The following is a 26,947-nucleotide window of genomic DNA, read 5'->3' as shown; positions in this document are numbered from 1 at the left end:
GATCCGCGACAGGGTACGATATGAGGAACAAGTCGAGCATATCCGAGGTGAATGGAGATATGAAACAACCGAATTTTGTCGTCGTTTATTGTGATGACCTAGGCTACGGGGATCTTGGATGTTATGGTTCGGATTCCGTGAGAACCCCGCATCTGGACGGATTGGCAGATGAAGGCGTTCGTTTTACGAATTGGTATTCGAATTCCCCGGTCTGCTCTCCGTCACGAGCCTCTTTGTTGACAGGCAAATATCCGGTCCGAGCGGGAGTCGGTGAAATCCTGGGGGCGAAGCGCAGTTCCCATGGGCTGCCTGCCGCCGAGGTGACGTTGGCCAAGGCGCTTAAGCCTGCCGGGTACAGGACGGCACTTTATGGAAAATGGCATTTGGGCCTGTCCAAGGAAACCAGCCCGAATGCGCATGGGTTCGATGAGTTCTTTGGATTTAAGGCAGGCTGCGTCGATTTTTACTCGCACATTTTTTATTGGGGGCAAGGTCATGGCGTCAATCCCCTGCATGATCTATGGGAAAACGAAACGGAGGTTTGGGAGAACGGCAGGTATATGACCGAACTGATAACAGAACGCTCGGTTGATTTCATTAAGCGGTCACGGGAGCAGGAGGCTCCGTTCTTCTTGTTTGCGTCGTACAATGCGCCCCACTATCCGATGCATGCACCGCAGGAATACATGGACCGGTTTGCGCATTTGCCATGGGATCGGCAGGTGATGGCCGCCATGATTGCGGCGGTGGATGATGGCGTCGGAGAGATTGTGGAGGCGCTGAAGGAAGCCGGCTGTTATGAGGATACGGTCATCTTTTTCTCCAGCGATAATGGGCCGTCTTCCGAGAGCCGTAACTGGCTGGACGGGACGGAAGACATTTATTACGGCGGGAGCGCGGGGATCTTTCGGGGGCATAAGGCAAGCCTGTTCGAAGGTGGAATCCGCGAACCTGCCATACTGAACTGGCCGAACGGATGGGAAGGCGGACAAGTGCGCGATGAGGTCGCGGCCATGATGGACATCGTTCCGACCTTCTTGGATCTGGCGGGCGTCGATCTGGCGGCGGGACCGCTTCAAGGGATTACCCTGGATGGGAGCAGCCTGAAGGAGATGCTGTTCAGGGGCAAGCCGTCACCGCATAAGCAATTGTTCTGGGAGTATCAAGGTCAACTGGCTCTCCGGGAAGGCAACTGGAAGCTGGTGCTGAACGGAAAACTCGATTTCGATCGCGTGGTTCCGGATCAGGTTCATCTGTCCGATCTGTCCAAGGATCCGGGAGAGCGATCCAACCTGGCGGACCGTTATCCCGAGATCGTGGAGCGCCTTAGCCGGGATGTACGAGTCTGGTATGAGGAAGTGCAAAATCAAGGATCTTAAGCGTGGATTAGGGCATATCATCTAAGACTTAGCGATTATGCAAAAAAGCCCCGGTCTCCGGGGCTTTTTCATGATGTATTGGTGAAAAGTATTGCAATTTCAGGCAGCTTGGACCCTTAAAAAGGATTCAGCACATGGTAGAACACGTTCGGCGAAGCCATCCGGTAATAATGGCTGCACCAGCCGACACCCTTGTGGTTGCCGCGGTGGGTCGTGCTGAACACGAGCCGTTCCTGCTCGAGTTCTTCGATTCGTGCCACTCGCCCCTCGGCGTATTCCAGAATGCGGAACGACGCAGTGTCCAGGCGGGTGATAACGCCGCCATAGCGGATGTCGATGACCTCCCAGCCGAAGGGCTTAAACATGCGGTGCCACTGCGTACGGTGGGCGAGACGCAGCTCCTGGACAGCTCTGGAGATGGCAGGCAGCACGTTCTTGGCCATATGTCTTAGGGTATCGTTATCCTTGGCATCATAAGCTTGTTTCAGCAGGATACCGATCTCGCTCTTGCGTTTGAGGACAGCACTCAGCTTCTCCGGCATTTCAAAGAGGTAATCCAGCTCTGCGCGGCTGTTGCGTTTCCCGCGTATGCTTTGCTCTAACTCGGCATAGTGGTTCGCCAGATCCAGGCCTTCAATCTGCTTGTCGAACATCCCGAGAAGCACGTCCTGATACAGCAGAAATTTCGAAGGATTGCTCTGTTTGGCGTTGTTGGGTTCCTGGCCGGGAATCTCGTCCAGATCCTTCAGTTGCAGGAAGGTTTCCATCTCGATGCCCGTACAGAACTTCACCCGCTCCGCTAATTGCGTCCGGGAAGGCTTCTCTTCCGAATAGGCATGCTCGGCATAGAGCTGGAGGCCAAGCAGGGCTGCAAAGGGATTTCCTTCGTTGCCATCATCGCCCCACATGGTCGCGTATACCTCACGAATTCCTTCCTGCTTGCACACTTGCAACGCCACATCGGAAGCGTTCAGGGACAGACCGTAGTTTACGCCGAACGTGTTAAAAATCCAGACTGCTCCCGCAAACACGAGATTGCAGCCGAGCGGCCGATGATTGGCAATCACCTTTTCGTAATCCTCCGGCTCCATATGGGTATAGTCCCAGTACACCATGTCCACATCCTTCGGAATCTGGCGGGCCATTTCCTCCGGAATCGAGGCTTCCTTATCGTAATACGCCGCATCGCCGCCTCCGCCGGAAGCGAGCTTCAGGAACATGTCGCTCCACATCATCGGTTTCAGGCCGCGCCTTCGAACGGCTGCCAGAACCTTCTCCAGATGGGCGATCATAATATCGAAGCGGCTCACATAGCCGTTGTGATCCAAATATTTGCCTCGTCCAAGCTCCTCCGCTTCGTCCATGCCAATATGAATTTTCTTGCTGCGAAAAGGGGCACTTGCAGCCTCGATCATTCGTTCAATCAGGGCATCCGTTTGCTCGCCGCCAACAAGCAGGGCACCCTTTGTATCACGGTAATGCTTGATGGGCTCCCATTTCAGAAACTCCTCCAGGTGCGCCAAGGTTTGAATGCTTGGAAAAGCCTCAATGCCGAACTGGTCGGCATAATCGTCAATTTCTTTTAGCTCCGCCTGCGTGTAGCGGCCGCGCATGTATCCGAAATAGGGCTCGCCTTTGATCTCGTAGGTATCCTCCATGTATAACATCACGCTGTTCATTCCCATCAAGGCCATCTTGTTCAGCATGAGTTTAAAGCTGTCCACCGTGAGCACGGCGTTCCGGGACAGGTCAAACATCGGGCCGATCTGGTCAAATTGCTGGTTCTCTTGAAGATGGAACGTATCGCTATGGCGGCTATGTTGAATGAGCAAGCCGAGCCCCCGGAAGAATTGATGCTTTCTGCCGTAACGAATGTAAGCTCGGGTATGTTCTCGTCCGACTTGAAGCTCGCCCTCGGACAATGCTACCTCAACCGTGACTCCGCCTTCCCCAAGTTCTACGCCAAGTTCGTCTAGCAGCAGCTGCGCACCGGGCAGTATATCCGATACAGCACCCGCGAAACGAAATTTCATATGAAATCCCCCTGCATCCAAGATTTTGCAAACACTAAACATTATATCATTATAATGTTTAATGTTATGGGAATCGTTGAGGGAAATCAATCCTAAGTTTTGCGAACACTAGTGGTATGGCGGCATAACTCTCTAAAATTTTGCGTAACCATTGCTTGTGTTAAGAGTTAATATATATATGAACAGTAAATATTAGAACAAAAGAGAAGTCTCTTATGCTGCGGCAGTAGCTAATAAGTCCTATGCTGGGGTATTAGCTAATTCCTATACTTGATATAACGTCACATATCCTAGACAGCCGGTAAAACAGCATGGGGATCATTCAACAGATCATCCGAATCATCATCAAAACATTATTATCTAGAAGTTCAATAGTCTTGCAAAGTAACCACACATGGGGGATCTATATGAAAAAAATAATCGTAATCTCATTTCTGATGCTGACCATGATTCTGGCATCAGCTTGTTCTCGCAACGAGGAACCTGAAACCATTCCAGACAAAGCAAATTCCGATGCTCCTTCCGGATTCAGCAAAACATCCGTGATGATGGACAAAGTATATACAGATGCCGAGGAGGAAAATGGATGGTGGGTTGTCCCAAGGGATGCTGACACAATAACCATTTATGTGGAGGCACAGCATGCCGACACTGTGTTATTCTGGTCATCTCCTACAGGAACGGAGGTTGGCAAGGAACGGAAACTCATAGGGTATGATAGTGATGGAGAAGACGGCTGGTCTTTGGTATGGGATATCAAAGACCAATCACTCCATAACCATGTAGATGTTCAGGCTCTAGGCATCGATGGTGTTTCATTAGCCACCGAGACGTTTAATGTGCACACCTTAGAGGAATAAGACATGTCAACCGTTCAAGAAACGGAAACTGCTGAAACGGTTCAATAAGATTGAAGGGGAATCAGCCATACAGTCGCTGTTTCCCTTTATTTGTTATAGCTAGATACTGCTGGATAGAGCTTGATTCAAGCTGAAAAATACTTTTTAAAAACAGGTCAAAATGTGGTTGACGACCTTGAGATGCGATACTACAATAAGAAATGCAAACGTTTTCATTGAAATCGCTTTCATCTCATGTTCCAGCACTAGATATCGGAGTGATTCTTCCCCAATTGTCAGTAATTGTCGTTCCCTGAAACGATGGAAGCTTAAACTCATTAATGCAAGCGTTTGCGCAAAGAATGGCATCAGAATAGCATCAACCACTTACCTGATTTAAAAAACAGAAGGAGGCTATTTGTTAATGAGAATGACTGCAGCAAGCAAGCGAACGTGGTCCATCATTATGATTTTTTCTTTGATTATCTCCATGCTAGGCATTCCGCCATCGGCGGCCAATGCCAATAGCGCACCAAGCCAGGTCACGTTGGTCGGGACTTTGCAGTCCGAGCTTGGTCATAACACGGATTGGGATCCGACAGCAGCCGCAACCACCATGAATGATATGGGGAACGGCGAATACAGGTTTACCGGCCACTTGCCTGCGGGATCTTATGAATACAAGATCGCCATTGACGGGGATTGGACGGAGAGTTATGGATTCGCTAATTACTCCAATACCAGCGGTGCCAACAAGGACGGCAATATTCTCATCGATCTAAGCCAGGACGCCCAAGTCACCTTTTATTACAATCATGGAACCCACCGGATCGCAGATTCTACATACTACGCGCCGATGGAAGCGAATAAGCTTCCAAGAGTCATAGGAAGCTTCCAATCAGGCATCGGCGAAGCGGCCGACTGGTCGCCGGCAGATGCACGACTGATCATGCAGGATGCCGATTATGACAATGTGTATACGGTCACAGCCGATGTGTATGGCGGTGATCACGAATACCAGATTGCCTTAGGGGGTGACGCGGCTAGCCCGGTGTATCCGGCTAACCGAGAGGCGCTTCAACTGCCTCAGGATGTTAAGGTAACGTTCAGTTACAACGCTGGCAATCATCAGGTTGCTGCCGATTTTACAGTGCCTGTAGATCCGGGAATTCCGGTTCCCGCAAACCACCTGCGTGTCCATTATAATCGGGCTGACGCGAATTACGGCAGCACAGGGCTGTGGGTATTCGACGACGTTGCGGCTCCTTCGGCCAACTGGCCAAACGGGGCAACGCCATTCCCGAATGGGCAGCTGGACAGCTATGGCGCGTTCGTCGACATTCCGCTGAAGGATGCGGCACAGAAGGTGGGCATCGTCGTTGTTGACCGCGTCAGCGGCAATAAAGACGGCGGAGACAAGAAATTCGCGCTGGCTTCACCGGACATGAAGGAAGTATGGCTTAAGGAAGGCTCCGATACGGTGTACAGCTTTGAACCGGTGGATCTTCCAGCAGATACGGTACGTGTTCACTATGCAAGACAGGATCAGAACTACCAACCGTTTGGTCTATGGTTATGGGGAGATGTAGCGGCGCCATCGAATGACTGGCCGACCGGCGCAACGATGTTCCCTGCGGGTCAAACGGACCGCTATGGCGCTTATGTGGATATCCCGATGAAATCGGGAGCTCAGAAGATGAATTTCCTGGTCCTTGATCCATCCAAGGGAGATGCGGGCAAGGAAGCTGGTGACAAAGGCTTCACTTTGGTAGACCGATACCAGCACCTGTTTATTAAAGAGGGAGATAACACGGTGTACACATCGCCATATGGTGAAGTGCCTACCGGATTAGTCTCGGCTGAGGTGTTGGCACCCGGGAAGCTCCAGCTTGGTTTTACGATGACCGAAGGTCTGGAAGCGGAGACCCTGAAGAATGAGCTCCAAATCAAGGACAAAGACGGGGGTAGCGTTAACATCCAGAACGTGGAGATTACCGGTAACACCACGATTGAAGTTATGGCGTTATTCCAGCTGGATCAGATTCCCTTGAAGGTAAGCTACGCGGGTAAAACCATATCGGCCTCCACAGGCTGGAGAATGCTGGATGAAATGTATGCTTACGATGGGAATGATCTTGGGGCAACCTACCAGGCTGGCGGGGCCGAGCTCAAGCTGTGGGCACCGACGGCAACCACGGTTACCGCAAACGTATACGACAAGGATGATGCTGCGCAGTTTATTGGCAACGTCGCTTTGCAAAAAGGCGATAAAGGCGTCTGGTCAGTCCAGGTGAAGCCTGGGGACCTTGGCATTCAGGACTTCAGAGGATACTTCTATCAATACGAGGTGAGCCATAACGGCGTAACGAAAAATGTGCTTGATCCATACGCTAAATCCATGGCGCAATTCAGAGTGAATACGAAGGGCGAAGTTGGGCCTGACGGCGATACCGTCGGCAAAGCGGCCATCGTTGACTTAAGCCAGACGAATCCGGCCGGGTTTGATTTCGCGGATATTCCGGGTTATGAGCAGCGGGAAGACGCCATCATCTGGGAGATCCATGTTCGGGATTTTACCTCGGATCCAACCATCGAGAATGACCTGCATAACGCTACTTGGGGGTCGTACGATGCTTTCAAAGCCAAGCTCGAATATATTAAGTCACTGGGCGTGACTCATGTCCAGCTGCTGCCTGTGATGGCTTGGTATTACGGGGACGAAGCTGCCATGAAGAATAGAGAACTGGACTATTCGGCAAAAGACAACGAGTATAACTGGGGGTATGATCCGCACAGTTACTTCTCGCCTGACGGTGCATACTCCGAGGATCCTGCGGATCCGGAGCTTCGAATCAAAGAGCTGAAGGCGATGATTGACGCCATTCATGAGGCGGATATGGGCGTCGTTCTCGACGTGGTGTACACCCATATGGCCAAGGCTGAATTTTTAAACGATATCGTGCCTAACTATTATGCCTTCCAGGATGCTAACGGCAATTTCATTGGGGGCTTCGGCAACAATCTGGCAACGAACCACAAAATGGCGGAGAAGCTGATGGTAGACTCCGTGAAATACTGGTTCGAGGAGTACAAGATCGACGGCATGCGCTGGGATATGATGGGCGACGCCACGTATGACGCGGTACAGAACGCATACGATGCCGCAGCTGCCATTAATCCGAAGGCGTTGTTTATCGGTGAAGGCTGGATAACCTTCGGTGGACATCTGTCTGATCCTTCCCTGGCGGGTAAGGGCGCAGACCAGAATTGGATGGACAAAACGAATGACGTCGGCGTATTCTCCGATGAATACCGCAACGAATTGAAATCCGGCTTCGGTAACGAAGGAGAGCCTAGATTCATTACAGGCGGCGCGCGCGATATCCAAACGATTTTTAACAATATCAAGGCGCAGCCAAGCAATACCAAGCAGGACGATCCGGGCGACATGGTTCAATACATTGAAGCCCATGACAATCTGCCGTTATACGATATTATTGCACAGTCCATCAAGAAGGACCCTTCGGTGGCAGCTCATGATCTGGAGATTCATAAACGGATACGTCTTGGGAACCTGCTTACTCTGACTTCCCAAGGGACGTCTTTCCTCCATGCCGGGCAGGAATACGGCCGTACGAAACAGTGGAAAGCCCCGGGCGTTCCGGAACAGAAGTATCATGAATTGGTTGATGAGACAGGCAAGGGATTCGGATATTTCATTCATGACTCATATGACTCTTCCGATGCCATCAACATGTTTGATTGGGAGAAGGCGACTAATGAAGTCAAATACCCGGAGAATAACAAGACACGCGAGTACACTACCGGATTGATTGAATTAAGAAAATCGTCCGATGCTTTCCGTTTGGGCGACAAGTCTGCAGTGGATTCAAATGTGACGCTTTTGCAGATCCCTGAAGTGAAAGCCCAGGATCTGGTTATAGCCTACAAAAACAAAGCGACGGACGGAACAGGTAGCTACTATGTGTTTGTTAATGCCGATAACCAGTCGAGATCGCTGACGCTGAGCGAGGACCTGACTTCCGGCACGGTGCTTGTGGATAATGACGAGGCAGGCACGGTTGGCGTCAAGGCAAAATCGGGCTTTGCATTAACAGCTGGCTCGATCACGCTTGAGCCTCTCACGGCTGTTGTCATTAAGACGGACGCCAAGAGCGGCGGCGGCAACGGCAGCAATCCCGGTTCTGGAAGCGGAAGCGGCAACGGCAATGGAGGAACAAGCGGCAGCCCGTCTACCGATCCGGGAACGAAGCCGGATAAGGGGCAGCGCGTGATCTCCGAAGAGTCACTGCGAGGCGGGCAAGAGAACGTAACGATTCAGCTTGGAGCAGAGGATAACGGGATTCTCCTGCCACTGACAGCAGGAGAAATTCTCGGTTCGAAGCCGCTGGAACTAAAGAGAGACGGTCTGGTTGTCCAGCTTCCGTCAGCACTGCTCAAAGCGCTGCGGCAGCTTGTGCCAGCGGATCAAGCCAAGGATGCGATGATTTCCTTCAAGCTGGAAGAGGTTGCATCTCAGACCGCTGCCTCACTCATAGCTAAAGCCGCTGCTTTCGGGAAGGCTGAGCTGAAGCAGGGCAGCAAGATGTATGATTTTAACCTTTCCGTGAAGACCAAAGACGGCAAGGAATATGTACAGGAGAAGTTCACCGCACCCGTACGGCTTGGTTTCGCAGTTGACAGTGGTATACAGGGCAGCTTGGCTGGAATCTACCAAATCTCAGACCAAGGCCGATTGTCTTATGCAGGCGGCAAGCTCGTGAATGGGCTGCTGACGGCAGAGGTGAGCCATTTCAGCACATATGCCGTACTGGAGTACAACAAATCATTTACCGATCTGGTTGGCCATTGGGCGGAGCAGGCGGTAAAAGCGCTTGCGGCAAAACAGGTGGTGCAAGGCACCAGTGATACAAAATTCAGCCCGAATCAGCAGCTGACACGGGCTGAGTTTGCCGCGATGCTCGCTTCGGCCCTGAACCTTGAAGATGCTCAAGGTACGATCTTCACTGATGTGAGCAGCGATGCCTGGTATGCGTCCGCTGTTGCAGCAGCTCATCAGCATGGGCTGGTGAAAGGCAGAAGCCAAGACACCTTCGCACCGAATGCGGCTGTCACCCGAGAGGAGCTGGCTGTCATGCTCTTCCGTGCCTACCAGTTGAAGGGGAACGCTACTGCCGTGGAAGCTCCGAAGCTGAAGGATCAGTCGCAGATATCGGCATGGGCAGCCAAAGAGGTGAATCAGGCCTTGTCCCTTGGATTGATGAAGGGTCATACGAACGGAACATTCGCACCCAAGGCGATTGCCACCCGTGCTGAAAGCGCACAGGCCATGCTGAATCTATTGAATCAAATGAAGTAACACCATGCGATACGAGAAGGAGAGCCCTGGATGATTCCAGCGGCTCTTTTTTGTTTGCATATGAAAATATTGACACTAAGATAACAATTCCAACATTTTCCGTTTACAATTCGCTCCTATAATAGCAATCAAGCAGGGTTACTGCTTACCATGAACGATAGGAGTTTGGGGGGATGAGCCAGGTACGCTCTCATAAATAGAATAGCAGAGTTCCGGGCAGCAGGGTGAAACAGTCCTAAACCAATAGAATGTTAAAAGAGAAGGGTGACAAGAGCCAATGTCAATGAAGAAAGCATTCGTAGTATCCATGGTAGCCGCAGTGGTTGGTACTTCTGTTGTTAGCGCCGTATCGGCCGCACCGGCTGTAAAGCCTGCTGCAGCTGCAGCCCAGGTGCAAAATTCCTCGTTCACCATCAATGGCAGCACGGTTGTGGTTCGTTCCATGGTGAAGAAAGGCGAGACGCTTGTATCGCTGCGCGATGTGATCAAGGCAACCGGCGCGCAAGCAGAAGTACATAGCGGCACTACGACAATAACGCTGAACGGACATACCGTTGTACTGAAAGCCAATTCGACTCAGATGATGGTAGATGGAGTGAAATCCACGCTGGCCCAGCCTGTCACAAATGTTAGCGGCACAAGCTATGTTGCATTACGTCCACTGGTATCAGGGCTTGGCGGAACCATTGCCCGCAGAGCAGGCGTGCTTGAGATCAGCACGGTACCACTTCTGGAAGGCGCAGAGAACCCTCGTTTTGCCGGAGCGGGCAAACTGATCGTTTCCAAGAGCGATGAGAATGGCAGAACGGATTACCTGGTTGATACAACAAGCGGTAAGTTCGAGCTGCTGCTGACAACAAGCGGCGGGTCCGATCTGGTGGTGGCGCCCAGCGGCAATCAAGCAGCCTACACGGACGCAGAAGGTGCGGTATATGTGCTGGATCTGAATAGCAAAGCTTCCCGTCAGATCACGAACGATAACAGCATTAAACCGGAGCTCGTGTGGTCGGCTGACGGCAGTGCTATCTATTTTCTGCAAGGGGATAAAGGCACCGTGATTGCCAAGCTGAGTCTGGCCGACGGTTCCATCGCGAAATTGGTGGAGGACAAGGTGGACTATAAGGAAAATCTGAGCGTTTCCGCCGATGGCAAGAAATTCATTTACACTGTAACCACACTCGGTACGGTAACCTCCGATACCACGAATATCGATGAAGACAATGTGTCCATTGATTTCTCATCCAATCAGCAGCAAATCTTTTCGTTTAACATCGACGGATCGAAACCGGAAGCTGTGAAGCTGACTACGACCTCGGATGATAAAGTGTTTGTACTGTCCACGGATGGACTGAAAGCATACTACGTTAGCGTCCCGTCCACAGATGATCAAGCCAGGCTGTTGTCCGTGGATGCTTCTCAGAAGGCAGCCAACGTGTTTGCCGATTACGATGTGGAGCAAGCGATTCTGTCCGGTGGAGTACTATATGTGCTGGCTGCCCAAGACGACAGCAACAGCGTGATCTATTCCATTGATACGGCGACGGGCAAACAAACCAAGCTGTACACGGTATCTGCTGACGTATCCGCCATCACCGTAGCCGGATCGCAAATCGCCATCATCGAGAACGGCCGGGTTTTGGTGAATGCAGGCGACAGCTGGAGAGCGGTTACGAAGTAATGTTTTCAATCAAGGATAGACCATCTTTTTCCAATTCGAGAGGAGTTTATATAACATGAAAAAATGGATGAAATCCCTGACAGCGGTGATGGTGGCCGTGTCTCTGATCGGCGGCGCTTCGTCTGCTGTAGAAGCCAAAAGCAACCTGAAAGGCAATATTGTCATCAACGGTTCCTCCGCATTGCTGCCGCTTACGCTTCAAGCCGCGAGTGAATTCAAGAAAGAGAATCCGAAAGTGAAAATCTCGGCTTCCGCAGCAGGCTCGATCACGGGTCCTCAATCGGTACGTAAAGGCATTGCCGACATCGGCGCAGTGGATTGGGACGCATCCAAGAACGTCCCTGGATTTAATAAATTCGATGGCTTGGTAGCAAACCCCGTTGCGGTAACGGTGTTCACAGCCGTTGCGAATCCGAATGTGGGCGTAAACAGCCTGACGACCAAGCAGCTTCAGGACATCTTCTCCGGCAAAGTGACAAACTGGAAGGAAGTTGGCGGCTCGGATGCCAAAATCGTAGTCGTTAACCGTAAGTTCGGTTCCGGCACCCGCGTTAACTTCCAGCAAAAAGCGCTGGATGGCAAAGAGTTTATGAACAAAGGTGATAACTACAAAGAGGTTGGCTCCAGTGGCGATATGAAAACCACGATTGAGACAACGCCGAATGCCATCGGTTATATCGACCTTCCTTACGTCACCAGCAAGATGAAGGCATTGTCGATCAACGGTGTGGCGCCAACAGAGAAAAACGTGCTTAACGGAAGCTACAAAGTGTGGGGCATCGGCTATTACATGACCAAAGGCCAGCCGACCGGCGCAACGAAAGCTTTCATCGAATACATCCAAAGCAGCAAGTTCCAGAACGGTTCCCTCAAAAAGCTGAAATTCATTCCGCTTTCCGCCGTTAAATAAGCGCGCTTTGAACGTTATTCATACGCGTATTCCATAAGGAAAGGGTTAGCCAGCTTCAGCGCACGGACGCCAAGCTGGCTTCTCTATGTGAAAGGAAGAGCCCCACATGATCGATATGAACCCGTCCACGAACAGCAAGGCCCCGGCCGAGCTGGGTCAAAGCTTTGGCAAGACTTCCGGCTCCAAGTTTGACCGGAAGGCGCGTCTTCGCTGGTCCAACCAACTTTTTCGCATGATCTGTATCGGCAGCGCCTTGTTTGTATGCCTGGTCCTGTTATGCATATTGGTCCTTATGCTCCGTACAGGCGTCCTGACCTTCTCGAACGTCTCGCTGACGGAATTTTTCTTCTCCACCAACTGGGACCCGGAGAATGAGCACTATGGAGCGCTTACCTTTATTCTCGGAACGCTGGCGCTAACCAGCCTGACAATGCTGATATCGATTCCGATTTCTGTCATCATCGCTGTATTCCTGGCCGAAATGACGCCGAAGTGGCTTCGCAATCTGCTGCGCCCCGTGCTGGATCTGCTCGTAGGAATTCCTTCGGTGGTGTACGGTTTTTTGGGATTAACCCTGCTCATTCCTTGGCTTCGCAACCTCAGCGGACATGATCTGGCTGACGGTCTGCTTGCGGCTTCCATCGTTCTGACGATCATGGTGCTTCCAACGATCAGCCGGATCAGTGACGACGCCATCTCTGCCGTGCCCAATAAATATCGCGACGCGGCTTACGCGCTTGGTGCGAACCGGTTTCAGACCGTGTTCCGGGTCGTGCTGCCAGCGGCCAGAAGCGGCATCATGTATGCCGTAATTCTGGGCATGGCCCGTGCGATCGGCGAAACCATGGCCGTAGTCATGGTCATCGGCAACACGGCCCAGCTGCCAAACAGCCTGTTTACCCCGACAGCCGTGCTGACAAGTAACATCGTCATGCAGATTTCAAGCGTGGAATTTGATTCCACCTGGAATTATGGCTTGTACATGATGGGTTTCATTCTGCTCGCCATCTCGCTGCTGATGATCGTAGCGGTTAGAATACTTCAGAAAAAAGGGGGGCGCTACTCATGAGTGTGAAGAAGCCGGCTCATTCTACTCTGGCCTATTCCTTTGGCAAACGCAGAGGGGCCTCCGTCCTTCTGGATCGACTGTTTACGGGACTCGTATGGGGTACCGGCATCATCGTGATTTTATTTATTGTCGGGTTATTGTTTCTGCTGCTTGAAAAAGGGCTGCCACAGCTGAGCTGGAACTTCCTGTACGGGCTGCCAAGCGAGATTGAAGAGGGCGGCGGCATCGGACCGGCACTGTTTAACTCATTCTATGTGCTCATCATCTCCCTCATTGTCTCCATCCCGATCGGCATAGCAGCCGGTATTTATTTGGCGGAATTTGCCCCGAACAATAAACTGATTGAGGTGGTCCGCATATGCGTGGAGGGACTGTCATCCGTTCCGTCGATCATCTTCGGATTGTTTGGCATTGCGCTGTTCGTGGAATTCTTCGAGATCGGTCTTACGATTCTAGGTGCGGCTATTAGTTTAGCTTTCCTGAATCTGCCCGTACTTACAAGAGTGACCGAAGAATCGATCCGGGCGGTTCCGGTTGAGCTTCGCAATGCGTCCTTTGCGCTCGGCTCCACCCATCTGCAGACGATCCGCCGTGTGCTGCTGCCGGTGGCTATGAACGGTATCATGACGGGCATCTGCCTGACAGCAGGCCGGGCGTTCGGCGAGAGTGCCGTCATTATTTTGACCGCCGGGGTATCCACCTCCGGGGAAATGTGGGATTTCAATCTGTTATCGCCGGGTGGAACCCTTGCCGTACATCTGTGGTATGTCCAATCCGAGGCCATTGTGCCGGATGCCCAGGAGATTGCCCAGAAGACCACGGCGGTGCTGATCATTGTTGCATTGCTCATTAATATCGTATTCCGTGTGCCGCTGTGGCTGAATGAACGTAAAAATAAAGCCTGATGGGGTCAAGCCGATCTGGATAACACGTCAAAAACAACACCGGGAGGACATGTCATGCAGCCTTTCATTGAAATGAACAAACTGAACTTGTATTATGGCGAGTTCCATGCCCTTAAGGATGTTTCGGTTCAGATTCCGGAGCGTGCGATTACCGCCTTTATCGGACCGTCCGGGTGCGGCAAGTCCACGCTGCTGCGGACCCTTAATCGGATGAATGACCGGATTCCGGGTGCACGGGTTGAAGGCAGGGTAGCCATTGGCGGAATCGATATTTATTCCGGGGAGGTGCATGTGGAATCCCTCCGCAAAAAAATCGGAATGGTATTCCAGCAGCCGAACCCGTTCCCGAAATCGATCTACGATAATGTCTCTTTTGGACCCAAGCAGCACGGAATTCGCGGCAAGAAGAAGCTGGACGAACTCGTTGAACAAAGCCTTCGTTCTGCCGTGCTGTGGGATGAGGTGAAGGACGACTTGAGGCGTCCTGCGCTCAGTTTGTCGGGAGGACAGCAGCAGCGGCTCTGTATTGCCCGGGCGCTCGCGGTAGAGCCCGATATTCTGCTGATGGATGAAGCGACCTCGGCGCTGGACCCCATCTCGACCTTCAAGATCGAGGAGTTGACCCATGAGCTGAAGGATCGCTATACCATCGTCATGGTTACGCACAATATGCAGCAGGCGGCGCGCGTATCGCAGCAGACGGTGTTCTTCCTGAACGGCGAGGTTATCGAGCACGACGCTACCCGGCAGCTGTTCGCCAATCCCGTTGACTCGCGTACACAGGATTACATCAGCGGTCGGTTCGGCTGATGCATCAAAAGGGGGTGTCCCAGCAGATCTTGGATCTGGCGGGACACCCCCTTGTTTCTGTTAGGGGATGCTGCGTGCGCACGAATCCTCGGCACGCGTGTTGTTGGTACCGCGCGGGCCTATCGTTGGCTCGCCTGATGATATCATCGGACTCGCCAATTCTCGGCTTGCTTGATGATGTCATCAAGCTCGCAAATTCTCTGCTCACTTGATAATGACAGCGAGCTCGCACTAATCCCCGGTCCGCTCGATGATTTCGCCACGTTCGCCTATCCTCAGCTCGCTTGCATAATGACAACGGGTTCAGCTATTCTCAGCTCTTTTGATAGTGCACCGATCCTCGGCTTGCTTGATGATGGCAACGTGCGTGCACCATCCTTGACTCGCCTGATGATGTCACCGCATTCCCCTTTCCTCAGCTCGCTTGGTGAGTAACACACACACACACACATACCCACCATCTGCCTGTTTGCTTGGCAATGGCCGGATCTAACGGACCGAGGGTACGCTATTATCAATCATCCGCATAATTTCGTGGTTTATCGGACACCACAGCCGTTATTTAGCAAAAAAACCGTGCGTAACCGTAATTAAAGGCAAAATAAGGTCCCTACGGTCCGTTATAATTTGAAAAGTACTATTTTTGCGGTAATAGCGTACTCAGGGTCCGTAAGCCGCATAGACGGGCATCCGTCAAGAGAAGTTCTAGTTACCATGTTTGGTAGAGTTCAAGCGCCATAGCAACTCCTGCTTTCCACATTGGTGTTCAATAGTCACAGACTCGTTGAATGGGCATAGATTTGCCCCACGTTGGTGTTCAATAGTTAGTTACAGATTCATTGATTAGTCACAAGATTTGCTATCCACTCTTGGCGCTCAATAGCCACAGACTCGTTGATACGCATAGATTTTCTCCAGATTGCTGCTCAAAAGTTACAGATTCATTTGTCATAACATTTACTTTCCACTCTTGCGCTCAATAGTCACAGACTCGTTGAACAGCATAGATTTGCTCCACGTTGGCGCTCAATTGTTACAGATTCATTTGGTTAGTCATAACATTTACTTTCCACTCTCGGCTTTCAATAGTCACAGACTCGTTGAATGGGCATAGATTTGCCCCACGTTGGTGTTCAATAGTTAGTTACAGATTCATTGATTAGTCACAAGATTTGCTATCCACTCTTGCGCTCAATAGCCACAGATTCGATGGATTATCTTAGGTTTTTCCCCACCCTCACCGCAGATTCCCCTTCTACCTAAGGGACTAGACAGCCAAGAGACGGCCGAGTCATTTTTATGACCCAGCCGCCTCTGGGCTGACAACGTATTCCGTGACCTTATACGATGCCTGGAGCTGTCTCGAGTCGGATGATTTGTTTCATCAGCTTTTTCAGCATGACGGACGCCTTGACCTGAAGAGGGAGGCTATCCGAGACATGAAGCCGGTAAGCACCCTGAAGAATCGCGTGCTTCAGCTCGGCAACAGTTTCACAGGGCATATCCAGCTCGTTGTAGACACTTCCATATTGCAGGCATTGATGGGTATCGCTGCCCGCCGTCACCGGCTTGCCGAGTTTGGCGGCAAAACGCTGGACCTGATCCTGATTGGCCTCACAGCCGTATTGGTACATGTCCTTGGCATTGAGATCAAAGGCATCCAGACGCTGGAGCTGGCTGTGGTCCAAATGATGGAGTGGCGTGCTCTCCCGGAACGGATGGGCTCCGATTTTGAGCAGTGGCAGGGCTTCGGCCAGATCCATCAGATCATCAAAGGGAATAAAAGCGCCCTTCTCCGTATAATCGTTCAACTGGTGGCGGGTTTCCAGAATGAACTCCTTCCGTCCGATGAGCAGAATGTGGCCGGTCTCCCGAATGTCGACTTCCATGCCGGGGAATATTTTTAAACCGCCTGCATCATAATACTCGCCATTGTAAGGAAACATCCGGTCCAGCTGCTGGTACACCTCGTCGAAGTTGCGTGTGTTAAAATGCTCGGTGAGCGCGAGTGCATGCAGCCCGTTATCCATGGCTTCGCGGACCATCTCTTCATAGTAGGTCTGTGAGAAGTCTGATGCCTTGGACAATTTGGCATGGGTGTGCAGATCAATCTTCATATTCAAACACTCCTTATAAAATCTGTATTAGAGTTAGCCGACCCAGAACAGCAGAGCCGTATATCCGGCGGTACCGGATAGGAAGAGCATATCCTGCGACGTTAGTTTCAGATGGGACAGCTTCAGCTTCTTCGCTGCCGGATTCTTCATGCCATAAGAAAAACCGCGGGTTTCCAGCGCTTCCACCGTCGTGCGGGAACGCTTGGCCGTGGCCAGCATTAATGGGAAGAAGGATAGCACCAGCAGCTTCAAATAATAGACGCCGAGCCGCCAGTAGAGAAAGCCGGGTTGATCCGGCGCTTTACCCCGCAGTCGATAGGAGAGCAGCACATGGCGGAACTCCTCGAACAGTACCGGCAGAATCCGGTAGCCGTAAGACAGACTGAACGAGAAAGCGGCCGGCATGCCGAGCGCCAACAGACCGTCGCTGATTTTTTCAGGATCCATTCCGGAGAAAACCGTGATGCTGGCCAGCGACACGACCGATAGCTTGAGCGTCAGCTTCAGCAGCGGCAAGGCCGAGCTGATGTCCCCGCCAAAAAAGAGAGACAGGATAAACAGCCAGCCGACTTGCCCGATCAAGCCCAGACAGAGGACTAAAATAATAAACGGCGTTACCCGCGACAGGATCGTGGTGACCACCATCATGAGAAACAATCCGGCCAGCACGGTCATACTGGAGATAAACCATGGCGCGATGGCAAAAAACAGATACCAGATCAGCATCCCGCGCGGATCGAGCCGAGATAGCGTGGCATGACCGCTCCCATAGGCGGTATTCATCAGCTCAAGCTGAATGCGTTCGATGGTAATTTTGTTAAACCAGCTGCGGACGAGCTGCATCGTGTCTTCCCTCCTGTTCTGTCATCATCGCGTATACATGCTGTGCCAACCCAGTGGGAGAGCTGTACGGCGGGTTGATGCCGAGCCTTGCGGATAAATCCATCATCTGAGTAGGCGCTAGCCCGGCTCGATGGATTAAGGCAGGATCAGCAAAAATGTCGGCAGCCGAGCCATCCCCAGCGACCATGCCATGATGCAGCACGATCACTCGGGTTGCCCATTGGTGGACCAACTGCATGTCATGCGTGGCGATGATGACCGTACGGACCTGCTGCTCCAGCTCCTTCAGCGTGCCCAGCAGCTCTTCACGGGTGGCTAAATCCAGATTGGCGGTAGGCTCATCCAGCAGAATAAGATGAGGCATCATCGCCGAGCCTATCGCCAGCGATACACGCCGCTGCTGCCCTCCACTGAGAAGCCGGGCATCTCGTTCCCTGAAGGGCTCGAGGCGGAAGTGGGCCAGCATTCGATTGGCCCTGTCTTCCGCTTCCGGGTAGTGGCGGCTCGTCAAGCCGTAGGCAACTTCCTTATACACGCTATCCTCAATGAACATATCCTCCGGATTCTGAAAGACATAAGCCACCTTTGAGGAGATCTGTTCCATCGACGATAACGCTGTGCTTTGTCCCATAATTTCCACAGAGCCGCTTGAAGGCTTGGCGATTCCGGCGATCAGCTTCAGAAGGGACGATTTGCCTGCACCATTGTTGCCTACAAGAGCGATCCGTTCGCCTTCGTGCAAGCTCAAATCGATGCCTCGCAGCACTTCATGATCTACTTTGCGGATCGTGCGGTACCTTAGAGCGGCCTGATTCAACTGCACAACCGTGCTGTGCTTCCGGAACGGCTCTGCCACGTCTTCCCGCACAGCCGTGCTGTGCTTCCAGAGCGGCCCTGCCAAGTCTTCTCGCACAACCGTGCTGTGCTTCCGGAACGGCTCTGCGCCCTCTTCCCGCCCAGCCGTGCTGTGCTTCCAGAGCGGCCCTGCCACCTCTTCCTGCACAGCCGTGCTTGGCCGCCGATGCCTCTCTAACTCCTCTTCCTGCATCAGCGGTTCAGGAATTCCTCGCTTCGTGTGTAAGCCGGTAAAGAGGGCATCATCATTCGCTCCCGGAGCGGGTGGTTTGCGATTCATCTGTGAATGATCATCCTGCCGAGTTAGAAGATCGCGGAAGTAGATCTCGGCGGCTTCCGCGGTAATCGGATAAGGCTGCTTGATCGGAGATTCAGCGAATCCGGCAGCGCGGGAGCCGGATTCGGAGCCGGTCGGCATCGGCTGTGCTCCAAGCGGACGGTCTGCAGCCATGTCGCTACGATTCAGCATGACCGCCAGCTGGACGGCCGCCTTGGTAACCTCTGGCGGCTGGATACCCAGCCGCTCCAGGTCCTCAAGGCTGTTCAGCGCATCTGCTACGGGCCGCTGCCATCTTACGGTTCCCTGCTCCATCAGGCAGACTTCCTCGCAGTAGTCGGCAATAAACTCTGTATGATGTTCAATTACAATGATGGTCTTCCCGTGTACGCGGTTCAGCTGGCGCAGCACATCATATACTTGCCTGGCATGCTGGGGGTCGAGCTGGGATACCGGCTCATCAACGACAAGAATATCCGGCTCCAGCGAGAGCGCTCCCGCCAAGGCGAGCAGATGCTTCTGACCGCCGCTCAGCTCCCATATGTAGCGGTCTTTCAGATGTGTCAGTCCGCACAGCTCAAGGGCGCGGGAACCCATCTCCTGATATTCGGCCAGACCATAATTCAGCGGAGCGAATACCGCTTCATCCAGCACGGTCGGTCGGACCAGCTGGTTATCAAAATCCTGATATACATAACCCACCATACGGGACAGCTCCGAGACGGTATGCTTCTCGGCGGATAGCCCGCATATTTCAACGGTTCCCGTGAAATCCCCTGAATAATAATGGGGGATCAGGCCGTTGAACAGCTTGCATAGCGTTGATTTGCCGCAGCCATTCCCGCCGATGATCGCCGTGAAGCTGCCCCGGCCAATCGTAAGGGAAGCTCCATTCAGCACCGGCTGCTCGGAGCCGGGATAGACAAACGTTACATCGGTTATGTTTACAGCCGGGACATTAGGATGGGGAACTTGTTTAGACATAAGGCAGTTTCTCCGCTGCATGTTCTTCTTTCATACTGCGGTTTCTGCGGACCCGCATGAACACCAGCACGGCCAAGGCGATAATCGCAGCTGCTGCGATACTGATCCAGATGGCGCCGACACCGAACCGATCTGCAAAGCCGCTGTCCCATTCCCCGAAGTTCCAGTCCGTCTCGGAGAGGGATTCGGCTCCGAAGGCAACGAGCGCAAGCACGATCCCGAGGATAACCAGTTTCGGCGAGATGATGCCGGCCGCTTCATACTGGGTCAGCTTCTGCCGGGGCTTGATGCCAAGCAGCGGCTCGATTTTTCCATACAATCGGGGAACCAGATATAATGTAGGCAGCAGGGCAAACAGAATGCCGGAGAACAGCACATCATTCAGGAAGCCGACGCCTTCAACCAGAACCACGCTCTGCGCAAGGCCGGGAACGGCTTCAAATTCTTCGACGCCGATCCATACCTTGCCGATATCCACCAATGAGCTGCACAACTGATGGATGATAACGCCGGTCATGGCAGCAACGCCTACTTGCGTCCGGTTAAGAGGATCCTTCACCATGCGTCCGGCAACGTACATGGCGAAGGAGAAGGTAAGGAATTTCTCCAGCTCGCCCAATCCACCGAATTGACCCAGCATCAGTTCACCGAAGATGACCTCGCCAAGCGCCGCTCCTACAGCTGCATAAAAAGGATGAAACAGCATGCAAAGGGTGAGGGGGATAAAAGCGAAATACTCAACGGAAAGCTCGACAGGACCTAATCGGAATGACGGGATGAGCTCCGTGAACATGTTGGATAGTCCGTACAGGGACATGGACAGAACAAAGATCATCATTTTCTGGGAAGATGTGAGGGTGTACACCCGTGAATTGCTTGCCATTAAGAAAAGCCTCCTTGGAAATGGGATTTGCTATTAGTATAGGAGGCGATTATTAAAATGAACGGAGTAGTATGTCAACGCAGTGTAATATTTTTTACATAAATATAATCATGAAATAAAACTTACATAACAATCACGGCGTATGATGGACTGGTAAGAAGACGCCCAAGATTCCCACTGTAGAAGGAGTGCAGCGCAATTGAAGAACCTATTTTCCGATAAATCCGGATTCTCGCCGAGTCAGCTCAAAATCGCCGATTTCATCGAACGCTATCCCGAGGAGATGCTGTTCATGACGGAGCAGGAAATCGCGGACCGGCTGGGTACCAGCATTGCAACCGTATCCCGGTTCTGGCGTGCTGTCGGGTACGAGAATGCCAAGGCGTTTAAGCTGAAGCTTCGGGAGACCTCGGACAAGACACCGGCTGTGAAGCTGGAAAAAACGATATCCGAGATGGATGCATCCAGCTTGCCGGTAAAGATGCTGGAGCAGGCCGTGCACCATCTTCAAGAGACATCGAAGAAGACGGATCCGGATGATCTGGAGCAGGCGGCCAGGCTGATGGCTTCGGCCAGACGTGTGTATGTGTATGCGCCGGGACCGTCCTTATCGCTCGGGGAGCTGTTATCGTATCGCCTGTCCCGGTTCGGCATGTCCATTCGGCTTATGGCCGGAAGCGGCCATGAGCTGCTGGAATCGCTCGCGCATTTGGAACAGGACGATGTCGTGCTCATCTTCAGCTTCACCCGAATGCTGCCGGAAACGGAGGTCATCCTGGACTGTGTGAGTCGTGTTCGAAATGCAGCCATCATGATCACCGACCGGGAGGATTTCCGGTATGGAACACCGGCTCAGCTCTCGTTTTTTGTCAGTCGGGGGGATATGGGAGAATTTCATTCCATGGTGACGCCGCTGCTGCTCGTGGAGCAGCTGATCTTGAGCATTGGCATGCTGAACAAGGAGCAGGTGCTCAAGAAGCTGGATGATTTGGGGAAACTGCGGACAAGGTATGCGGATAAACTCCCGCGTGGGAAGGCGTAAGGCTGCTGCCCGCTGATCGGAGCTTAAGCTATTTATAAGAAACAAAAGTCTTTCAGGGATGGGTTGGCCTGGAAGACTTTTTTTGTGTCTTTTGACGCAGAACCATTGGATTATTTATGTAATTTTGATATAGTTACGCTACCTCTATGATCTGACTTACCTCATCTTTGAATCCCCTGTTAGTACGGCAGTTTCTTTTAGGATCACTCACGAATTTCCAGGCAAGGACGATAATATGGGTATTATCAGGGTCAGGCGCAAATCCGATAAGTATGCCATGAATCATGAATTGTAAATCGCCAGGCCCATCCCGTGAGGAAAATGCATCTAACTTCGAATGAAGACGTAGTATGTGTTATATCCTTCAGTTGTCTATGGATTTATGGATATTTGAGAGGCTGTTATAGGGAAGAACCAGGAAAAACCAGTTATCGCTCTTTAGGAGTAGGGGAGGTGTTAATTTCTTGAATGGCTCGAAACCTGTGAAGCTGCTCCTGCTTATGGCGGTTATCGCCATGGTGAATGTTGTGCTTGTTTCGCCCGGCTTGCTGGGATTCCACATCGGCGGCGACAGCGCCTTCGAGACGGCATCGGTTGTTACGGTATGGGTTGTCAGCGCTCTTCTATTGTTCTATGGCAGTTATGCCTTGTTATTCAAGTCTCCGGCTGCGAAGCCGATCAAAACGATTCAAACCCGCGAGGATTACATAAACTCCCTTCACCATTACCGCCATGTGAAAGTGCTGAAGAACGACATTGACCTTGCCCTCGACCAATTGGAACGAATCGAGAAAAAGAGAAGCGCGCTGCTAAGCGTTCTGGGTGAACGCTTTGAACCGACGGAGCTCAGCTACAAGAAATTCATGGCGGTCATTGACGAGGTGGAGAAACTCTTCTATCTCAATATCAGAGGGATCCTTAACAAGCTTGGTGCCTTCACCGCTTCCGATTTCACGAATATGTCCAATCCGCAGAAATCAGCCCGGCTATCCAGCAAGGTCGCACAGAAGAAAACGGAACTGTACCAGGAGTACCTGGCATACGTTGCCGGTTATCTGGATGCCAACGAGGAAATTATGCTGAAGCTGGATAAGCTGCTGCTGGAAATCTCATTACTGGGCAGTTCCGATTACCGGGATGTTGAAGATATGCCGTGCATGAAGGAAATCGATGCGTTGATCAAGCAAACCAAATTATACAAGCAATAAGAGAGGGAGATGAGTATGCGAAGCAAAGGGAGTGCCTTTGTTGTCCTAGTGGCCATTGCGGTCGTTGTGTTTGTTCTGGTGTATGCGGGGATTACGTTAACCTCCAATCTGGGAAAAAGCCAAGCCGAGGTTAACTCGGAAGATGCAGCTAAGAAAATAAACAAAATCTACAAGGACATTGTGGTCACGGCGGCGGACCCGATCAAAGGTCAGGTTGACCTGGATCCGGTCGCCGTAGCGGATTCTTTGCCCGACATATCCAAATTCCCGATCTCGGTTGAGAATACAACGGAGCTCTTCGTCGAAATCTTCTCATCTCCGGAGAAGGCAGGACCGGGCATTGACGGATGGTTGAATGAAGTAGCAACGGAGTTCAACCTGTCGAAGCCGGTGGTGAATGGAAAGCCGGTATCTGTGAAGATCCGCAACATCGCTTCAGGAACCGCAACCGATTACATAACATCAGGCAAGTACGTACCGGATGCGTTTACGCCCTCGAATGAGCTGTGGGGGGCAATGGTTAAGGAATATGGCGTCAAGGCGGAGCTTGTATCCAAGCGTCTGACCGGAAATGTGACCGGTGTTGTGACCAGAAAGGCCAAATACGATGAGCTGGTGGAGAAGTACGGCTCCCTGAACGTCAAGACGCTGACGGATGCGATATCCAATAATGAGCTGGCGATGGGTTACACGGATCCTTTTGCCAGCTCCACGGGTCTTAACTTCCTGATTACGGCACTTGAAACGTTTGACAGTTCAGACCTGCTCAGCGAAAAAGCAGTGCAGGGCTTCGAGAAATTCCAGGCGAACGTCCCTTTCACGGCCTCAACCACGATCCAGATGCGTGATGCGGCGAAGTCGGGCATGCTGGACGCTTTTGTTCTGGAGTACCAGACTTATGTCAATGCGGCGGATATGAAGAGCGGTTACGTGTTTACTCCGTTTGGCGTAAGGCACGACAGTCCCTTGTATGCACTGGGGAACTTGCCGAAGGAGAAGTTAGAAATTATTAAGAAATTTGCAGCGTTTGTGGAACAGGATCCATATCAACAGTTAGCCGATAAAAAAGGGTTCAATGGCCTTAATGATTACCAACCCGAGCTGGATGTCGTGGACAGCAGTCTGCTGCCGTCCGCACAGAAGCTGTGGAAGGAGAAGAAGGATGGCAACAAGCCAGTTGCGGCCGTATTTGTAGCGGACGTATCAGGCAGCATGGACGGCGAGCCTCTGCACCGTCTTAAGGAATCCTTGCTGACGGGGCAGAAATATTTGGGCAGAGATAACAGCATCGGCTTCGTATCGTATTCCACGGATGTCGCGATCAATCTTCCGATCGGCAAATACGACCTGAACCAGCAGTCGATGTTTGTCGGAGCGATTAACAGCCTTGAGGCCAGCGGGAATACCGCAACATTTGACGGCATTGTGGTGGCGATGAAGATGCTTCATGACGAGATGGCGGTGAATCCGGACGTGAAGCCTTTGATTTTTGTGCTGAGTGACGGGGAGACCAACGTAGGGCATTCCCTTGATGATATCCGGGAGCTGATTAAAGCCTTCAAAATCCCGGTATACACAATTGGATATAACGCCAACATCCAGGCGCTTCAAAGCATCTCCAGCATTAACGAAGCGGCCAGCATCAATGCCGATACGGATGATGTCGTATATAAAATCGGTCAGCTGCTGAACGTGCAGATGTAGTTTCATCCCAAGTGATACTCGCTCATTTTAAGAGATAAGCAAGCATAAACTCTAGAGGCATACCCCTTATCTCGGAAGGAAAGGGCATCTTATATTATTCTGATATCGAAGTTTTTACAGAAACTTGTAGGAGGGGTTATATTGTCATTTACGATGGAAGTCATTCGTCCCGAAGAGATTAAGCATGCGATTGAAGAGCAGGTGAAGCCCGAGCCAGAGGAAGTCACGCAGCTCAAGGAGCTGGCAGCGAGCAACGTGCAGGCCATCATGGAGCTGGATATCGAATCACTCGAGAAGAGAAGACAGGTACTGCAATCCATTGACACCTTCGGTATGGGCACGATGAGATCCTCTTCGGAGAAGAATGGACTGCTGCAAGTATCGGTAGGAAGATTATCCAAAACCGGGGACGAAGGCGGCCAGGTTGCCAGAGGGCTCACGGAGCTGCAGCTGCAGCTGAAGGATCTGGACCCGAGCGTCATCGATTTTGCGAAGAGCGGGATTCTGGGCATGGTGTTTAACCCGCTCCGGCGATATTTTGCCAAGTTTCAAAAAGCGGATGCCGTGATTTCGGATATCATCATTTCCCTGGATAAAGGAAAGACGGTATTAAAGAACGACAATACCACGCTCGAGATTGAGCAGCAGGCCCTCCGCGAGCTCACCAAAAGGCTGCAAAAGGAAATTCAGCTGGGTATGCTGATGGACACCGAAATCGAATCCCAGATTGAGGCGGCCAAAATACGCCAGGAGTCGGAGGACAAAATCCGGTTCATTACCGAGGAGGTACTGTTCCCGCTGCGCCAGCGGGTGATGGACCTGCAGCAGATGCTGGTCGTGAACCAGCAGGGGATCATGGCTATTGAAGTCGTCATCCGGAACAACAAGGAGTTGATCCGCGGCGTGGATCGGGCAAGGAACGTAACGGTATCGGCGCTCAAAATCTCGGTGACGGTAGCCAGCGCCCTCTATAATCAGAAGATTGTCCTGAAGAAAATCGAGCTGTTGAACGAAACCACGAATAACCTGATCAGCGCAACCTCCAAAATGCTGAAGGATCAGGGTGCTGCCATTCACAAGCAATCGCTCGAAACGAGTATTTCCGTGGATACGTTGAAGCAAGCGTTCACGGATGTGCTGTCGGCTCTGGATTCCATCAGCACCTACAAGCAGGAGGCTCTTCCGCGGATGCGGGAGACGATCCAGCAGTTCAGCGAACTGGCCGTAACGGGCGAAGAGCAGATTCAGCGCTTGGAGCGGGGACATAAGCTGGGTTTGTAGATGTGGACATAACGAAATAAGAGTGAGCAGATAGGGTGCTGCGCACTCTTTTTTATGGGGACTTCATCCTTATGTTCTCAAATAATTGAGCAGGATGTGCTTAAGAATAGCCAGCTGTTTCTCGGGCGCGAGGTCAGGCTCGACCACCAGAATGTTCTTCTGGAGGGACAGCTTTCTGGCAAAAATACCAAACGTATTGATGATGGTAGAGAGCGTCTCGGAGATCGGAAGGTCGGCTTGAATCGACCCGTCCTGGATGCCTTGCTCGACAATGGTCGAGAATACCTTGGAGATGTTCCGGTAGACGGCGTTAAACAGCTCGATATCTTCGAGAGGCTCCGTGAATTTAGCGGCATAACTCTCGAAATTCTCGAGCAGCTTGACGTTGGAACTGGCTTTTTGCTCCAGCAGGGAAATGAAGTTGTCGAAGAACAGCTCCAGCTTCTCGATGCAGGAAATCGGCAGGTCAGCGATGGAGTGAAAGGTCTCAAGGACGGCCTCCAGCTTCTTCGTCGCAACCGCAACAACAAGCTTCTCTTTGCGGGGAAAAAAGCGAAAAACGGTCGCTACGCCTATTTTGGCCTCGGTGGCCACATCCTGCATGGTGGCTTTTTCAATGCCTTTATGTGCAAACACATGCTCGGCTGCTTCTATGATGAGTTGGGTTCGGGTATGGCGAGTTTCAGGATTCATAATAGGGGTCCTCTTTCATGCATGACGATTTTATCTATCTCCCGTATTATATCCCTC

The 26,947-nt window shown here is 51.8% G+C and carries 18 protein-coding genes; 12 read left to right on the top strand and 6 right to left on the bottom strand.

Annotation, left to right across the window (positions count from 1 at the left end; all coding sequences use genetic code 11):
- Positions 1-59 precede the first annotated feature (59 nt).
- Positions 60-1,379, top strand: a complete 1,320-nt coding sequence (locus B9D94_RS26890) for a sulfatase-like hydrolase/transferase (protein WP_148248420.1) — start codon at positions 60-62, stop codon at positions 1,377-1,379.
- A 116-nt stretch (positions 1,380-1,495) separates the two neighbouring features.
- Here B9D94_RS26890 and B9D94_RS26885 read toward each other — a convergent pair whose 3' ends face one another.
- Positions 1,496-3,412: a beta-N-acetylhexosaminidase gene (locus B9D94_RS26885; protein ID WP_006207712.1), complete on the bottom strand. Its 1,917-nt coding sequence runs from the start codon at positions 3,410-3,412 to the stop codon at positions 1,496-1,498.
- 407 nt (positions 3,413-3,819) lie between these two features.
- Between B9D94_RS26885 and B9D94_RS26880 the strand changes: the two genes are divergently transcribed.
- The 7 genes from B9D94_RS26880 (at position 3,820) to pstB (ending at position 15,003) form a co-directional block, all read left to right on the top strand.
- Positions 3,820-4,272 (top strand): hypothetical protein, encoded by a 453-nt coding sequence (locus B9D94_RS26880; protein WP_006207713.1) that lies wholly within the window; start codon positions 3,820-3,822, stop codon positions 4,270-4,272.
- Between the two features lie 403 nt (positions 4,273-4,675).
- Positions 4,676-9,631: a pullulanase gene (locus B9D94_RS26875; protein WP_148248419.1), complete on the top strand. Its 4,956-nt coding sequence runs from the start codon at positions 4,676-4,678 to the stop codon at positions 9,629-9,631.
- Positions 9,632-9,914: 283 nt separating this feature from the next.
- Entirely contained in the window at positions 9,915-11,309 is a 1,395-nt protein-coding gene (locus B9D94_RS26870; RefSeq protein WP_253806060.1) for a stalk domain-containing protein, read from the top strand.
- A gap of 55 nt (positions 11,310-11,364) precedes the next feature.
- Positions 11,365-12,219, top strand: coding sequence for a phosphate ABC transporter substrate-binding protein (locus B9D94_RS26865; RefSeq protein ID WP_006207716.1), 855 nt, complete (start codon positions 11,365-11,367; stop codon positions 12,217-12,219).
- 106 nt (positions 12,220-12,325) lie between these two features.
- Complete coding sequence (gene pstC / locus B9D94_RS26860; RefSeq protein WP_006207717.1) at positions 12,326-13,288, top strand: phosphate ABC transporter permease subunit PstC; 963 nt, start codon at positions 12,326-12,328, stop codon at positions 13,286-13,288.
- Positions 13,285-14,193: a phosphate ABC transporter permease PstA gene (gene pstA, locus B9D94_RS26855; protein ID WP_063478358.1), complete on the top strand. Its 909-nt coding sequence runs from the start codon at positions 13,285-13,287 to the stop codon at positions 14,191-14,193. Before pstC ends, pstA begins: the two co-directional genes overlap by 4 nt.
- Positions 14,194-14,247: 54 nt before the next feature.
- Positions 14,248-15,003 carry a phosphate ABC transporter ATP-binding protein PstB gene (gene pstB / locus B9D94_RS26850; RefSeq protein ID WP_063478359.1) on the top strand — a complete coding sequence of 252 codons (756 nt, stop codon included), beginning with the start codon at positions 14,248-14,250 and terminating at the stop codon, positions 15,001-15,003.
- A gap of 1,340 nt (positions 15,004-16,343) precedes the next feature.
- Here the strand turns inward: pstB and B9D94_RS26840 are convergent.
- From B9D94_RS26840 to B9D94_RS26825, 4 genes are read right to left on the bottom strand one after another with little or no spacing between them, the layout of a single operon-like run.
- On the bottom strand, positions 16,344-17,120 hold the full coding sequence (locus B9D94_RS26840; protein WP_036636433.1) for a PHP domain-containing protein: 777 nt from the start codon (positions 17,118-17,120) through the stop codon (positions 16,344-16,346).
- Between the two features lie 33 nt (positions 17,121-17,153).
- The gene (locus B9D94_RS26835) at positions 17,154-17,963 is read right to left on the bottom strand and encodes an energy-coupling factor transporter transmembrane component T family protein (protein ID WP_036636435.1); all 810 of its coding nucleotides are present in this window, start codon (positions 17,961-17,963) and stop codon (positions 17,154-17,156) included.
- Positions 17,938-20,079 (bottom strand): ABC transporter ATP-binding protein, encoded by a 2,142-nt coding sequence (locus B9D94_RS26830; protein ID WP_148248416.1) that lies wholly within the window; start codon positions 20,077-20,079, stop codon positions 17,938-17,940. Before B9D94_RS26830 ends, B9D94_RS26835 begins: the two co-directional genes overlap by 26 nt.
- Complete coding sequence (locus B9D94_RS26825) at positions 20,072-20,962, bottom strand: DUF8171 family membrane protein (RefSeq protein ID WP_036636440.1); 891 nt, start codon at positions 20,960-20,962, stop codon at positions 20,072-20,074. Before B9D94_RS26825 ends, B9D94_RS26830 begins: the two co-directional genes overlap by 8 nt.
- 199 nt (positions 20,963-21,161) lie before the next feature.
- Between B9D94_RS26825 and B9D94_RS26820 the strand changes: the two genes are divergently transcribed.
- The 4 genes from B9D94_RS26820 (at position 21,162) to B9D94_RS26805 (ending at position 26,197) form a co-directional block, all read left to right on the top strand.
- Positions 21,162-22,004 (top strand): MurR/RpiR family transcriptional regulator, encoded by an 843-nt coding sequence (locus B9D94_RS26820; RefSeq protein ID WP_006207723.1) that lies wholly within the window; start codon positions 21,162-21,164, stop codon positions 22,002-22,004.
- Between the two features lie 464 nt (positions 22,005-22,468).
- The gene (locus tag B9D94_RS26815; RefSeq protein WP_148248415.1) at positions 22,469-23,212 is read left to right on the top strand and encodes a hypothetical protein; all 744 of its coding nucleotides are present in this window, start codon (positions 22,469-22,471) and stop codon (positions 23,210-23,212) included.
- 15 nt (positions 23,213-23,227) lie between these two features.
- Positions 23,228-24,916: a vWA domain-containing protein gene (locus tag B9D94_RS26810; RefSeq protein WP_148248414.1), complete on the top strand. Its 1,689-nt coding sequence runs from the start codon at positions 23,228-23,230 to the stop codon at positions 24,914-24,916.
- Positions 24,917-25,057: 141 nt separating this feature from the next.
- Positions 25,058-26,197, top strand: coding sequence for a toxic anion resistance protein (locus tag B9D94_RS26805; protein WP_006207726.1), 1,140 nt, complete (start codon positions 25,058-25,060; stop codon positions 26,195-26,197).
- A gap of 69 nt (positions 26,198-26,266) precedes the next feature.
- On the opposite strand, the gene B9D94_RS26800 is transcribed toward B9D94_RS26805, so the two are convergent.
- The gene (locus B9D94_RS26800; protein ID WP_148248413.1) at positions 26,267-26,890 is read right to left on the bottom strand and encodes a TetR/AcrR family transcriptional regulator; all 624 of its coding nucleotides are present in this window, start codon (positions 26,888-26,890) and stop codon (positions 26,267-26,269) included.
- Positions 26,891-26,947: the final 57 nt, after the last annotated feature.

The organism is Paenibacillus sp. Cedars, from assembly GCF_003184205.1.
GTDB classification, from domain to species: domain Bacteria; phylum Bacillota; class Bacilli; order Paenibacillales; family Paenibacillaceae; genus Paenibacillus_AQ; species Paenibacillus_AQ glucanolyticus.
The sequence above is the reverse complement of the archived record's forward strand: the minus strand, read 5'-3'. Positions and strand labels throughout refer to the sequence as shown.

What these genes read in the sequence shown, in the direction of transcription:
- B9D94_RS26890 (WP_148248420.1), top strand. Translation starts at nt 60, where the DNA reads ATGAAACAACCGAATTTTGTCGTCGTTTATTGTGATGACCTAGGCTAC.
- B9D94_RS26885 (WP_006207712.1), bottom strand. Translation starts at nt 3,412, where the DNA reads ATGAAATTTCGTTTCGCGGGTGCTGTATCGGATATACTGCCCGGTGCG.
- B9D94_RS26880 (WP_006207713.1), top strand. Translation starts at nt 3,820, where the DNA reads ATGAAAAAAATAATCGTAATCTCATTTCTGATGCTGACCATGATTCTG.
- B9D94_RS26875 (WP_148248419.1), top strand. Translation starts at nt 4,676, where the DNA reads ATGAGAATGACTGCAGCAAGCAAGCGAACGTGGTCCATCATTATGATT.
- B9D94_RS26870 (WP_253806060.1), top strand. Translation starts at nt 9,915, where the DNA reads ATGAAGAAAGCATTCGTAGTATCCATGGTAGCCGCAGTGGTTGGTACT.
- B9D94_RS26865 (WP_006207716.1), top strand. Translation starts at nt 11,365, where the DNA reads ATGAAAAAATGGATGAAATCCCTGACAGCGGTGATGGTGGCCGTGTCT.
- pstC (WP_006207717.1), top strand. Translation starts at nt 12,326, where the DNA reads ATGATCGATATGAACCCGTCCACGAACAGCAAGGCCCCGGCCGAGCTG.
- pstA (WP_063478358.1), top strand. Translation starts at nt 13,285, where the DNA reads ATGAGTGTGAAGAAGCCGGCTCATTCTACTCTGGCCTATTCCTTTGGC.
- pstB (WP_063478359.1), top strand. Translation starts at nt 14,248, where the DNA reads ATGCAGCCTTTCATTGAAATGAACAAACTGAACTTGTATTATGGCGAG.
- B9D94_RS26840 (WP_036636433.1), bottom strand. Translation starts at nt 17,120, where the DNA reads ATGAAGATTGATCTGCACACCCATGCCAAATTGTCCAAGGCATCAGAC.
- B9D94_RS26835 (WP_036636435.1), bottom strand. Translation starts at nt 17,963, where the DNA reads ATGCAGCTCGTCCGCAGCTGGTTTAACAAAATTACCATCGAACGCATT.
- B9D94_RS26830 (WP_148248416.1), bottom strand. Translation starts at nt 20,079, where the DNA reads ATGTCTAAACAAGTTCCCCATCCTAATGTCCCGGCTGTAAACATAACC.
- B9D94_RS26825 (WP_036636440.1), bottom strand. Translation starts at nt 20,962, where the DNA reads ATGGCAAGCAATTCACGGGTGTACACCCTCACATCTTCCCAGAAAATG.
- B9D94_RS26810 (WP_148248414.1), top strand. Translation starts at nt 23,228, where the DNA reads ATGCGAAGCAAAGGGAGTGCCTTTGTTGTCCTAGTGGCCATTGCGGTC.
- B9D94_RS26800 (WP_148248413.1), bottom strand. Translation starts at nt 26,890, where the DNA reads ATGAATCCTGAAACTCGCCATACCCGAACCCAACTCATCATAGAAGCA.